At 37.6% G+C, this 13,765-nt stretch carries 10 protein-coding genes; 3 read left to right on the top strand and 7 right to left on the bottom strand.

What is annotated here, in order from left to right; all coding sequences use genetic code 11:
• The first annotated feature begins 118 nt into the window (after positions 1–118).
• Positions 119–559 carry a hypothetical protein gene (locus tag PSU83_RS13825; protein WP_300590139.1) on the top strand — a complete coding sequence of 147 codons (441 nt, stop codon included), beginning with the start codon at positions 119–121 and terminating at the stop codon, positions 557–559.
• 79 nt (positions 560–638) lie between these two features.
• Positions 639–1,724 (top strand): biotin synthase BioB, encoded by a 1,086-nt coding sequence (gene bioB / locus PSU83_RS13820; protein ID WP_300590138.1) that lies wholly within the window; start codon positions 639–641, stop codon positions 1,722–1,724.
• A gap of 213 nt (positions 1,725–1,937) precedes the next feature.
• On the opposite strand, the gene PSU83_RS13815 is transcribed toward bioB, so the two are convergent.
• Entirely contained in the window at positions 1,938–6,812 is a 4,875-nt protein-coding gene (locus tag PSU83_RS13815) for a choice-of-anchor D domain-containing protein (protein WP_300590137.1), read from the bottom strand.
• 327 nt (positions 6,813–7,139) lie between these two features.
• Here PSU83_RS13815 and PSU83_RS13810 point away from each other — a divergent pair, with 327 nt between their 5' ends.
• Positions 7,140–7,619, top strand: a complete 480-nt coding sequence (locus tag PSU83_RS13810) for a regulatory protein RecX (protein WP_300590136.1) — start codon at positions 7,140–7,142, stop codon at positions 7,617–7,619.
• Positions 7,620–7,923: 304 nt separating this feature from the next.
• Here the strand turns inward: PSU83_RS13810 and PSU83_RS13805 are convergent, their stop codons facing one another.
• The 6 genes from PSU83_RS13805 to PSU83_RS13780 form a co-directional block, all read right to left on the bottom strand.
• The gene (locus PSU83_RS13805; RefSeq protein ID WP_300590135.1) at positions 7,924–9,081 is read right to left on the bottom strand and encodes a beta-ketoacyl synthase N-terminal-like domain-containing protein; all 1,158 of its coding nucleotides are present in this window, start codon (positions 9,079–9,081) and stop codon (positions 7,924–7,926) included.
• Positions 9,082–9,198: 117 nt separating this feature from the next.
• Entirely contained in the window at positions 9,199–10,470 is a 1,272-nt protein-coding gene (gene bioA / locus PSU83_RS13800; RefSeq protein WP_300590134.1) for an adenosylmethionine--8-amino-7-oxononanoate transaminase, read from the bottom strand.
• 88 nt (positions 10,471–10,558) lie between these two features.
• Entirely contained in the window at positions 10,559–11,176 is a 618-nt protein-coding gene (gene bioD, locus PSU83_RS13795) for a dethiobiotin synthase (protein WP_300590133.1), read from the bottom strand.
• A 17-nt stretch (positions 11,177–11,193) separates the two neighbouring features.
• Positions 11,194–12,084, bottom strand: a complete 891-nt coding sequence (locus tag PSU83_RS13790) for a tetratricopeptide repeat protein (RefSeq protein ID WP_300590132.1) — start codon at positions 12,082–12,084, stop codon at positions 11,194–11,196.
• A 19-nt stretch (positions 12,085–12,103) separates the two neighbouring features.
• The gene (locus PSU83_RS13785) at positions 12,104–12,508 is read right to left on the bottom strand and encodes a DUF2007 domain-containing protein (RefSeq protein ID WP_300590131.1); all 405 of its coding nucleotides are present in this window, start codon (positions 12,506–12,508) and stop codon (positions 12,104–12,106) included.
• 2 nt (positions 12,509–12,510) lie between these two features.
• The gene (locus PSU83_RS13780; RefSeq protein ID WP_300590130.1) at positions 12,511–13,668 is read right to left on the bottom strand and encodes an 8-amino-7-oxononanoate synthase; all 1,158 of its coding nucleotides are present in this window, start codon (positions 13,666–13,668) and stop codon (positions 12,511–12,513) included.
• Between the last annotated feature and the right edge of the window lie 97 nt (positions 13,669–13,765).

Below are 13,765 nucleotides of genomic sequence, written 5' to 3'. Positions count from 1 at the left end.
AATGATTAACAGTTTTAACTTGTTTATTTTCTCTTTTTTTGTTAAATAACTCAATTTTTGATGATAACTTTCTTAAGTTTATATAATGTAAACTATAAATCACTTAAAAATTATTGTTATGAAACTACCTAAAGAACTAATCAACGCACTTATAATTTTTGCCGGTATAGCAGTTTACTTCGTTATTATGGAATTTTTTGGACTCACCAATCTGTTTTACTTGCGAATTCTTAATGGTTTTATAGTGTTTTATGGCGTATATCGAACCTTGAATTCTAATTATGCGGAAGGAAAATCAGGCTATCTTGATAACCTACGTTCTGCCGGACTAACGGCTATTTTAGGCGTTGTGTTTAGTGTTATTGGATTGCTGATTTACATTTACAGTAAAGGTGGAGAAGCATTCATCGCAACACTTTCAGAAGACTTTCTTTTTGGAGGCTCACCTAGCGTTAACGAATATTGTATCGGAGTACTTTTTGAAGGTTTAGCATCATCTGTAATTATAGTTTTTATTGCAATGCAACTTTGGCGCAGTAAAACTTCAACCCAAGATTAAAAATTAACTCTTAATTAGCAGACATAATTGTAACTTCCATACAATTTAACTACTTTTGATGCAATATAAAATAGCCTTTATGAGCAGTATTAAGCACAATTGGACCAAGGAAGAAATCATCGCTATATACAATAAACCTATGATGGATTTGCTTTTCGAAGCAGCTTCAATCCATAGAGAACAGCACGATCCAAACGTAGTTCAGGTATCCACGTTATTATCTATAAAAACTGGTGGTTGTCCAGAAGATTGCGGGTATTGTCCGCAAGCTGCGCGTTATCATACTGGTTTAGAAGGGAATGATTTGATGAGCGTTGCACAAGTAAAAGCGCAGGCTTTAAGAGCAAAATCTGGTGGTTCATCTCGTGTTTGTATGGGTGCAGCTTGGAGAAATGTAAAAGACGGTCCCGAATTTGACCAAGTTTTAGAAATGGTTCGGACTATCAATAAATTAGATATGGAAGTGTGCTGTACACTTGGAATGATTACCGAAAATCAAGCACATCGATTAGCGGAAGCTGGCTTGTATGCCTACAATCACAACTTAGACACATCTGAAGAATATTATAAAGAAGTAATTTCGACCAGAGGTTTTGAAGACCGTTTGGAAACCATTCAAAACGTTCGTAAAACAAATGTAACCGTTTGTAGCGGAGGAATTATTGGAATGGGAGAAAGCGTAGAAGACCGAGCCGGAATGCTAGTAGCGCTATCCACATTAGATCCTCAACCCGAATCAGTGCCCATAAATGCATTAGTTGCTGTAGAAGGAACACCAATGGAAGATGAAAAACCAGTTGAAATTTGGGAAATGATTCGTATGGTGGCGACCACTAGAATCATTATGCCCGAAACGCAAGTTAGACTTTCAGCAGGAAGAATGAATATGTCAAGAGAAGGACAAGCCATGTGTTTCTTTGCGGGTGCGAATTCTATTTTTGCAGGCGATAAATTATTGACCACACCAAATCCGGATGTGGAAGACGATATGAAAATGTTTGAATTGTTAGGATTAAAACCTCAAAAACCATTCACTAAAGTGTCGCAACCACAAACAGTAGAAGCAGCAGATTCGCAATTTGAAGCATTAGGAGAAAAACCAAAATGGTCAAGACCAGGACATAAAATTGAGAAGAATTTAGAAGCATCCACAAAAGGGAAATAAGATTTTAGTACTTCAAGCCATTGGTACTAATTATATAATAAAGACAATTAGGAGCAATTTGTCACACTGAGGTACGCCTGTGCTGACGAAGGAAGTATCGAAGTGCCTTGGAGACTTAGTTAAATTAAAAACCTATTTTATAATTTCGTCTGTATAAAAAAAGAGTCCGATTCTAGTTTTTAGAATCGGACTCTTTTTTTATTTATGTTTTTGTTATAGAATTATTTTTCGTGTAACAACTAAACCGTTGACTAATTTAATCTTCACAATCAGTGCTTGCTGACTCATCGAAATGTTAGACGCTACAAAAGTGTTGTTTGCGATACTTTTGTTTTCTAATAATTGTCTGCCTAGAATATCATAAATCGTCACGTCTTGAATGGTTTCGATATACGAATTGATAGTCAGTTCGTTATTTTTGGTTGAAACAATAACGCTGCTTTCCAATGTTTCAAAATTAGAATTGCCTAAAGCCGTTGCGGTATACCGCAACACAAATCGATCATTAAACACGCCAACAGCAGAATCAAAAGTATAGGGGCTTTGTCTCAGATCATGTAGTATACTTAATAATTTGTCTTCTAAATAAATCGGTTGATCTTGTGTAAACAATCCATCAACTCCCGCAATAGCGATTTTGTAATTGCCTGCTACTGTTGCATTGTATCCTAGTGGTACTTGGTCATTGGTATCAAATGGAATAGGTCTTCCCTGTATAACAAAGATTTCAGTATCTATGACGGAATGGATACTATTATTGATTCCAATAGTAGTTATTGCATCATATAATCGATCTCTTTCCTGCGTTGCACCATCTACATATCCAATAAGCGATCGTACAGGCATATTGGCTGAGTTGACTAAATCCAACCAAATGCGGCCCTCTTCATTCTGACTAGTTCTTAAAAATTGACTGTTGTCATAGCTCTTATTTCTAAAGGCATTTTTAAACTTTATCGTTGACGTAGTAGTTGTGCCTTGCAATAAATTTACAAAAAAGGCCTGTCCAGATGCTACATAACCGTCGAAGCCATTCTGTGTTTGAGCACCAGTTCTATTATAAATTAAATAATCATTAGTATAGTTATATTGATAAGTTGAATAATAAGGACTAGTAGGAGAAACAGGTGCATTAAGATGTTTCCATAATCCAATAAATCCATCAATATTAGGATTTGTTACTGCGTTTTCTACTAAAAAGGCTTTTGCATCAAGCGCGGAAGGATATGGATTTCCAATCAAATTCCATCGGTCATTTACCACAGCTGAATTTGCTATTCTACTTAAGGTTGGCGAAATTACTCCATTATTAGGTTGGCCGGTAAACTTACTTGTGAAACTGCCTGTCCAACCATAAGAACTTGAGGCTCTAATAATATACCCTTTTGCTACTTCCATCGTAGAGGAAACGGGCGCAATCCAAAAACCATAACTGCCTGATGGATTTAAAGCAATAGGATTCCATTCGTATTTAAGTCCTGGAGTTGTACTTGAGTATAGTGAACCCAAGGGTTGACCTAATACTGGTGAAGACCAATATATATAATCATAACCTCTTAAACTCGTTACGTTTCTTTCATAATTTATATCTCCTTTGTTTACCGCAGTGTCATTTACCTGAACCAAACTTCCGTTGTTAGCCACATTTAAAATTCCATCATTTGTAATATTACTTTGAATTTCAAAATAATAATTAGCATCTACAGTTACCGTTGCGCCAGATTTAATTTGCAGTTCACAAGCTTCTATGCTTCCAATTCCGTGAGCAATATCTGTAACTGTAGTATAAATTGTGCCGGTATCAATAATGGCTTTGGTGCTTGGGGTTGGAAAACCAGCAGACCAATTCGATCCGTTCCAAGTAGTTGATTGTGGTGTTTGACCTTCAATTTTAATGTTGTCAAGTGCCCACATTTCATCAGTTCGGTCTACATTAAGGGTAATTCGGATTAAAAGCGCGGTCGACTGCGGTAAGTTTTTAACGTAATAAGTTGAGATTCCAGCAGAACCGGTCAATTCAGCATTTCCTAATCGGGTGTCGATAGTACTGCCCGAATTATTTCCGGTATAATATGCATTAAAATTACCCGTTGCAGCAAAACTCCATCGCGAATTAGTGTAGCCTCTCAAAACCGATTCTACCGACCAGTTTACACCGCCATCTGTACTTGTTTCTACTTGCACTAAATCGTTTACATCAAGTCCTTGCGAGGTACCACTTACCCTGAAAGCAGCAACCCTCATAGAAAAATCTATGTTGTTAAACTGACTCACGTCAACGGAATTCATAGTTAGTACAGCACTTCCAGTAATTCCGGTTGTGGCTCCTTTAAATTGGTACGATTTTGCTCCAATAAAAGCATTAACAGGAACAGAACCGTTATTAAATGTTCCACCAGCAATTGCAGTGACAGCGTCTGTTAGCACTGGAGTGTACCCCCAAGTAGGTGTTGCAGGCAGCACTTCAAAATCCTGTACGACAATAGTTTGAGAAGGGTTATTGGTACACGATGTATAAACAATACCTTCACCAGAAACCGCAAAAGTAAATACGGGATCAATAAGGTCCAACGTGGTTCTTCCACTATTGGTGTAGACATTAAAGTTTACCGTTGTATTTTTAACACCAGCAGAAGTTGGCGTAAAGTTTACGGTAAATGAGGTCGTGTTTCCGTTTGCAAAAGCGCCGTTATTAGGTTGTGCTACTACGGTAAACATGGCAGCATCAGCACCCGAAACGGACACATTAGACAGGTAGCGCGTGGCGCCAGATAAATTAGTAATTACAAACGTATTTTGCTTTACTCCAGTAGTTACTGCTATCAAGCCAAAATTAGTCAGGTTAGTGGTGCTTGTCGTTACCGATGCTTTGGGTACGTCATATCCATTGCCACTTACATAAATATTATTATTTCCCTGACAAGTGCCGCTGATGTTGAAATTATAAACGGCTTCATCAGTATCGTTGTTAAAAATTGTGATGGTAGCATTCTTAGCACCGCCCGAAGTTGGACTAAAAGTTATTTGAAATGTGGTGGTACTATTTCCCGCAATGGAATTGGACGGAATAATACTAACCGTAAATAAAGTAGCATGAGCGCCCGTAATTTGAATGTACGGTGAAGCGCCAGTAAGTGACAGAGGAGTGGTTCCCAAATTCTCAATCGTAAATATTCGGGTTGAGGAAGAACCTTGCAAAGTAACCGGAAAGAAAGTCCAGTTGGTGCCTTGCGGATAAATGCTGTTATCAGGAATACTTTGTCCGTTTCCTTTAACGTTAATTTCTACAATTGGAGTAGTTGTGCCCGTTCCTTGCACTACAAAATCATAATTTGCCTCATTTGCATCTGTATTGACAATGGTAACTATTGCGGTTCTGGTTCCTGCGGCTGTAGGTGTGAACGTAATTGTGAAATCTAAAAAAGCGCCACCTGCAATAGTTGCTGGAAGCGAAATACCCGAAATCGCAAAATCGCCTGGGTCTACTCCAGTTAAGGTAATGTTGCTTACATTTAAATTGGCATTACCCGTATTTTCTATTCTAAACGTTTTAGACTGACTACTGGCAACCACTACGGTCGTAAACAAGGTATTGTCTAACCCACTTGGTGTGATGTCGCCATCAGTGATTGTTGGATTGGAACCGATAATTCCTCTAACATTTATTTCTGGAGCTGGAGAGGTGTTGCAAAATCCAGTAATTGGTGTTCCGGTTCTATAATTTACCGTAGAAGCTATTGGGCCAGTTACAGCGCCATAAGGAATCAAGGCAAAATAATAAGTAGTTCCACCATTCAAACCAGAAACTGTTATTGTTGTTGCTGCCGCAGGAATATAACCTGCGGGTGAACGAACAGTAGCATCTCCGATTGTTGAACCTCCTGCATAAATTGTACCGTCAACCGGAAAACCTGTAGGCGCAGCACTTTCGCGGTAAACTAAGAAATAACCTCCACTTGCACCGACATTAGTTATTGTATTTGCTGCAGGAAAATTTAATATGATACTGGTAGTTGTTGGAGCACCACAAGTAAAACTTCCAATTGGAGTTGTAGGCTCATTTGCTAAAGTCCAAAAACTCAAACTCTCTGGATTAGTAGTGTTAAAACACACATTCGTTCCGCTACCATTATAAGCATACGGCGTGGCGGTGTATTGTGTTCCAGGTGCTAAACCTGTAATTCCAGTTACTGTTTCTGCTGAATTTTTAGCTACCACGACGTTGTTGGCATTGATTAAATTGGCACCGGCTGCGGTCGCAAAATTTAGGGTTGGTGTATAATTGGTGCTGGCAACTGGCGTAGCATTTGCATTGGCAGTCAATCGAAGTCCCACTATAGTTCCAGAAGCACTCGCGCCATCGGTCCAACTTAAATCAGCACCAGTAGTAGTTACATTACTGGTGGTTAAGGACGAAGTTTGAGCAGTTGGGGTGGAGCAAAGTGCTGTAAGCGTACCTAAAACTCTAAAGTCATCCATTACCCATTGTTCATTTGCAGAATTATTCAACATTGTTATTCGTACTCTCAAATTTGTAACGGCAGGTAGACCGGTAACTTCTACTGTAGAATATCCATCTGCTGTTCTGTTACCGCCTCCTGCGGGAGAGAAGTCTGCCGGAGTTGCATTACCATCATATGCAGTTGTGGCAATACCAGAAGCCGAATATGCCCAATAGGCATTATTGTTTCCTAAAACTCTAACAGTGCTGTAATAGTTTATTCCACCGTCTGGACTAATCTCTACCGTAACAACATCAGTTACTTCTGCTCCATTTGCAGTTGAACTAATTGAGAAAGAAGCCAACCTAAAGCTAGACGAAATGGCTGCGTAGCCAACGGTATTAATGTTAGTTGTGACTAGGGTAGAAGTTCCGTTTATAATTCCTCTTGAATGTGTTCCTTCGGTTGCAAAAGGGGAAGTTGCAGGTCTATCTCCTGCGGCTGAATTTCCAGTATAATACGCACCACCTGTTAATGTAAAAAGAGTGGTTGTATTATTTAATCCGTCAGTAGTGATTTGTCCAAAGGAAGTAAATGAATGTGTTACTAAAAGAACAAAAGCTATGAGTAATTTTTTAAAATTCATTTTAATTATGTTATCTAATTAGTTTTCATAGCACTGCCTATTTTTTTTGCAAAATAGTACGAAAGGCATAGTAGAGGTTGGGGTGACAAAATTACATCTAAATTACTAAATCACAAGAGGTTTAAGTTAAGAAGTTATTAAGAAAAGGTTTGTTTTTTAACCTTTTTTTGTCAATAAAATCGAATACTCGATTTTTGGTTACGAATTCAATTAAGATTTTGCGTATTCCTCTAATTTTTTTATCGGTTTAATCCTAAATAAAGCAATCGTATCAGCGTATCCATTCAAATTTCCTAACTTTGTTTGCTACAAATTTCCATCCAAAAAATGAGTGAAAAACTAACGGTTACTGAAGCCCAACTCAAGTTAGAATATTATTGTTCTTATCAGGAACGCTGTCATCAGGAAGTGGTGCAGAAAAGTTATGATTTGGGTTTGAGATTAAACGAAATTGATGCCGTTGTGGTGCATTTGTTGCAAAATAATTTTTTGAATGAAGAACGGTTCGCCCGAAGTTTCGCTCGAGGAAAGCACCGAATTAAAAGTTGGGGTAAAATCCGGATTGTCAACGAACTCAAACAAAGACACATTTCGGCACCCAATATAAAATGCGCCCTATCCGAGATCGATGAAGACGACTATCAAAACACATTAGCCACTTTAGCCGAAAGACATTGGGACACGATTAGAGAAACCAACGCTCAAAAAAAGAAAAAGAAATTCTGCGATTACCTACTGCGCAAAGGTTGGGAAAGTAACTTGGTCTATGAAAAGTTGAAGGAGTTGTCGTCACTACTTCCAGACTAATATTACGTATTTTGATTGTCCCTCGTGTAAATTAAACTAAATCCAATTAGAACCTTATTGTCACACTGAGCTACGCCTGCACTGAGCTTGCCGAAGTGTCGAAGTGCAAGTAAGAAGTCTTCGATACTTCCTTCGTCAGCACAGGCGAGCTCAGACTGACATTACGTATTTTGATTGGCTCTCGTGTAAATTATACTAAATCCAATTAGAACCTTACTGTCACACTGAGCTACGCCTGCACTGAGCTTGCCGAAGTGTCGAAGTGCCGAAGTGCCGAAGTGCTTCTAATTAAAACGACATCTAATTAGAACTTGTTTGAAACCAAAATACTCACCGCATTTCCCCCAAAACCAACGGCATTCACGATAATATTTCGAATTGCTTTTCTCGGGTTGGGTTCAGTAAAAAATGGTACTCCGATAAATTGTTGGTGTTGCAGCATAAGAACCGCCATCTCAAGATTTAGCATCCCGGAAGCACCAAAAGTATGGCCAATCTTCCATTTATTGGTAGTAAGCATCGGAAGGGTTGCTCCAAAGACTTTTTGAATGGCTTTGTATTCTGATTTGTCGCCTTTTATCGTTCCTGGAGCGTGCATTACAATGGCGTCTACTTCGTCAAGCGGTATATTTTGCAATGCCATTTTCATCGATTTCTGGAAACATTCGGCTTCATCCGTAATCGAAATGCTGTGTTGTAAATCATCCGTAGCATAGCCAAATCCGGTAACGTAAGCCAAGGCATTTTTGTGTTCGCCCAATTCTAAACAAGCCATTGCCGCACCTTCGCCTAAAACCATCGAGTTTTTGGTTTTCTCTAAATCCAACGCTTTACACGGAAATTTATCATTCGTTTTAGCATAAATTTTTAACGCCTGCATTTGAGCAATAGTAAAAGCCGTTAAGGGTGCTTCACTTCCGCCAACCAAAAACTTATCGGCCATTCCAGCTTGAAGCCATGCAATTCCGTTGAGCACAGCATGAAGTGCCGTAGAACAGGTAATAGAATGTGATAATTCGGGTCCTTGTGATTTTAAATCGTGGGCCACCCAAGTTGAAATATTCCCCAAAGTTGTTGTTGGCGAGGCTAATGTTGGTGTTTTTCCAGTGGCTAAAAATTCTTGATGGTGTTGTTCAAATAGGGAAGTAGCACCGCGCGATGAACCAATATTTACGCCAAAAACGCTATCGTTCCAACCTGCTTTTTTTACGGCTTCTCTTGAAGCCAGAATTGCATACAGGACCGAATTGTCTAATGATTTGTATTTAGTATCTGAATTCCGTAAGGCTTGAACTTCTTGAGCTACTGTTTCAGAAATTGGAGCAACCAAAGCGGAAGTTTCACCAATAGTTTTTTCAACGATGTGTGTTTTCGGATTTAAATAATCAGTCCAAACAACTTCAGAATTTTTTCCTAAAGCAGAAAAAGAAGCGATGGACGTTATGGCAATGGGAGTTTTCATTTTTTATTACACAGAGATTCACAAAAAATTAAAGGTTCACAGAGTTGAAATCAATTCAATAATTTCTCTGTGAATCTCTGAGAAATCTTTGTGATGCTCTGTGCAACAAATGCAAAATTATACTATTTCCAGCGCTTTTTCTATCGTTGCATACACTTTTTCTAATTGTTCTTCGGTTATAATATATGGTGGCAAAATGTAAACAATATTTCCCACAGGACGCAGAATTACACCGTTTTCAATAAAGAAATTGTAGAGTTTGTTGCGCATGGTTCCGTAATAACTTTCTTGAGTTTCCGTTTTGATTTCTAAGGCGAAAATAACTCCGAGAACCCGTGTGGTTTTTATTTTTGGATGTGATTTTATTCGCTGTTCAAAAGTCATATGGGATTGGTTTATTCGGGCAATATTCTGCTGAATTTCATCCGTTTGCAACAAAGTAATACTGGCTAAAGCTGCTGCACAACCCGTTGGATTTGCCGTAAAAGTGTGTCCGTGAAACAGCGCTTTATTCGTATCGTCATCATAAAAACCATCAAATATTTCCTGAGTAAAAGTCGTAATCGCCATCGGTATGGTGCCGCCGGTCAATGCTTTGGACAAACACATCATATCGGGCTTATTCTCTAAATAATCTGAGGCAAACGTTTTTCCGGTTTTACCAAAACCCGTCATGACTTCGTCGGCAATAGTGAAGATGTTATTTTCTTTGCAAATCGCAATCATTTTATCCAGAACTTCAGGCGCATACACTACCATTCCGGCCGCACCTTGCACAAGAGGCTCAAAAAGGAATGCCGCATAGTGATTGGTTGCAACCAAATCTTTTAGAATTTGCACACTTTTTTCTTCGTTACCCGCAATAGGAACCGGAATGCGAATTACTTCTAAGAGCGAACCTTTGAACGCTTCTGTAAAAAAGGTAATTCCACTAGAAGCCATAGCACCAAAGGTATCGCCATGAAAGGCATCTTCAAACGCAATAATTTTGGTTTTTTTTATTCCTTTGTTGTAATTGAATTGCAAAGCGCACTTCAACGCGACTTCCACAGCAGTTGAACCGTTGTCAGAATAAAATAGTTTTTTTTGATTGCTTGGTAAAATGGTCATCAGCTTTTCAGCCAATAAAACGGCTTTGTCATGTGTAAAACCACCAAATAAAACATGTTCTAAAGTGGTAAGCTGTTCGTAAATAGCATCGGCAATAATTTTATTCGAATGTCCGTAAGGATTTACCCACCACGAGGCAATAGCGTCAATATATTCCTTGCCGTTTTCATCCCAAAGCAAGGCGTCTTTTCCTTTGACAATCGCCGGAAAATCAGTTGCCGTTTTGTGTTGGGTGTATGGATGCCAGTTGTATAATTTGTCTCGTTCGGAAAGGGTCATGTTTTTTAGATAATAGATGATAGACTAAAAGATGATAGATAATGATAGATAAAAGGTCTATTATCTATCCGTCTATTATCTCTTATCTTTATAATTGTAATAAATTCTCTTTAAATAAGTCCGCGTAATAGCTAATTACATTTTGGTCAAAATAAGGTTCGTTTTCAATTCGACCAATACATTTTGCACCAGTTTTTTTTAGGATAATTTCTTCAGTAGGGTTGTTTTCATCGCCCGAAAATATAATTCCGGCAACGGTAATCTTTTTGCTTTTTAGAGCTTCAAAAGTCAACAATGTATGATTAATGCTTCCAAGATAATGCCGCGAAACCACAATGACTTTATAGTCTTTTTGGATTAAATCAATCACACAATCGGTGTCGTTTAGTGGAACTAGAACTCCGCCAGCGCCTTCAATTACAAGATGATTTTCAGTTTTTGGCTCGATTATCTTTTTTAAATCAATCACTATTCCATCAATAGCAGCAGCGTAATGTGGACTTGCGGGTGTGTTTAACGCATACCCATTAGGGTGAAATTTTCCCTTTTGACTTTTGACTTTCGACTTTACTTTCTGGGTATCAGAATTATCCAAATCGCCCGCTTGTATGGGTTTCCAATAATCAGCTTCTAAAGCTTCGACTACAATGGTTGAGGCAATCGTTTTGCCAACATCTGTTCCGATTCCTGTTATAAATAGTTTCATTAAGTTGAATAAGTAATTTATTTTTTCAATTCTGCAATCTGTTTTTTAGCAAAGTTCTTAGCTTCTTCATCTCCATACAAATATGTTTTTTCGTAATATTCAATGGCTTTGCTTTTATTCCCTAATTGCTTATATCCATTAGCAATATTTGATAACACAATATAATCTTTTGGGTTAATTTTTTCTGCTTTAAAAAGAGCATCAAGTCCTTTGTCAAATTCACCGATTAAGAAATAGGTTACTGAAAGATTGGATAAACTTTCAATGTTTTCAGGGTAATATTTTAAAATGGCTAATGCAATTTCTCGCATATTTGGCAGTAAATCATCTCGTTCCGTATTGTATAGTTGAACTTGATAGCTTTGTATGGATGACAATAAAAAATCCTGACCAGCCTCTTTTGTTGTATTGTTTGTCCAAGTCCAGTTATTCTTATTTATTTGAGAATAAGCTACAGCTTTACTAATTTCTGAAGTGAAATTGGTCCAATCTTCAATTTCCCCAAGAGCATAGATTTTTCCAAATCTCATATCAAGTCTATTTGGATACAGACTAATTCCCTTATCAATTTTAATGAATGCTTTTTTTATAGCAGTAGCATCGTAACTTTGCGTACTACCCAAAAAACCGGCTGTTTTATTGAGACTGTCTAGCAAAACTAAGGCATCACCAGTTGGCTCATTTTTAGACAAACTGAGTATTTCCGTTTTTGATTTTTGAAAATAGAAGTTAAAGTAGGAAGTAAATAGTTCGGCATCGTTAGGTTTTGCCTTTTCCCATTTGAGAAGTGTTTCTTTTTGCTTGATAGTATCTTTTTCTTGAAAATATTTTCCAAAATCCGATTTATAATCCTGAGCAAATGAAAGGACTGAAAACAATATTGAAAGTACTATAAAAATAATCCTCATTAGATTATGTGATTTGTTATTAATTAAATTCGGTTTTACACTTTTGACATTGGTATTTGTATTTTGAAAAAAGCAGGGCAAAGGCACCTAAGAAAACAACTCTAAAAAAAGATTTGACACCATCAATTGAAGTTTCCATTTCAACTTGTTCGGCGCCACATTTTGGACATTTTATAGGTTGATTGTCATCGTCAACCGAATAGAGACTTATGTCGCCAAGTATTTCAGTAGCCTTGTCAAAATCTTCTGTTTGTACAAAAAGTTTCACACCGCCAACGGCATTGCTGTATAACGGATTGGAGTCGACTATATTATTGTCTCTTAGGTAAACTTCAATTCCATTGCTTTCAAGTTTACCTTGGTAAATAATGGCTTCGCTTGAATACTGAAATCGGCGGAGTAATTTAAATTTTTCTTCTTCCATAATTAGAATACAAAAGTAGCTAACAATTCTAAGACTTCAGAGATTTCATTTTCCGAATTGTAACTGTGCAAACAAAAACGAAGTCGCTCTTGTCCTTGCGGAACGGTTGGTGATAGTATGGCTTTGACATCAAAACCTTTATCTTGCAATTGAGTTGCCATGCTTTTTACATTTTCATTTCCGGGAATAATGGCGCACTGAATTGCCGATTTACTGTAGACGAATAAAGGTTTTAACCCCATTCGCATCTTTTCCTGATTGAAGAAAATGATGTTGTTTTTTAATGCCTTTAAACTTTCCTGATCTTTTTCTAAGTGCTGATAGGCAATTAAAATAGTCGCGATGCTATGCGGAGAAAGTCCGGTAGTATACACAAAGCTTCGGGCAAAGTTTACCAGATAATTTTTCAAATTCTCACTGCCTAAAATCGCAGCACCATGACATCCTAATCCTTTTCCAAAAGTCATAATCCGGGCAAAAACTTTGTCTTGCAAACCTAAACTTTGAACTAATCCTTCACCTCCCAAAGCTTCGGGATCACCAAAAACGCCTAAAGCATGAGCTTCATCAATAACTAGTAAACAGTTATATTTTTGTGATAGTGTTGTTAGTTCCTCCATATTTGGACAATCGCCATCCATAGAAAAAACGCTTTCAGTTACAATGTAGACTTCGACAAGTTCAGTCTGACATCGCTTAATTAAACGTTCCAAATCTTCAAAATCGTTGTGACCAAATTTATAGGATTTGGCATTGCTCATCAAGATTCCGTCGCGAATGGAAGCATGACACAATTCATCATATAAAATCACATCGTTGCGTTGCGGCACAGCGCTAAAAAAACCAATATTGGCATCATAACCCGAATTGAAAATCAGTGCCGACTCGGTTTGATGAAACTGGGCAATATAGGCTTCAGCTTCTGTGTATAAAGTATGATTTCCTGAAAGTAGGCGAGAACCGGCAGCTCCGTTTGTCTTTATATTCTTATCTAAAAGTAATTGGTGCGTTTGATCGAAAATGAGTTTGTTTTTAGCAAAACCAATGTAATCATTCGAAGCAAAATCGATTAAATTATTAGGAAATGTAAGCCTTCGCAAAGCGTTTTGTTCTTCGCGTTGTTGCAGTTTTTGCAGTAATGATTTCGGGAAATTTTCCATTATTCAAAAGTAAGCAACTTTTATAAAAGAGGATTTTAAATAAAAATATAAATTCAGATTAAAAACTCGATTATATATTTAAATTTGGGCAACCAAA

The organism is Flavobacterium sp. (assembly GCF_029945805.1).
Lineage (GTDB): Bacteria > Bacteroidota > Bacteroidia > Flavobacteriales > Flavobacteriaceae > Flavobacterium.
Note: the sequence above shows the minus strand (reverse complement) of the source record. Positions and strands in the feature narration are given on the sequence as shown.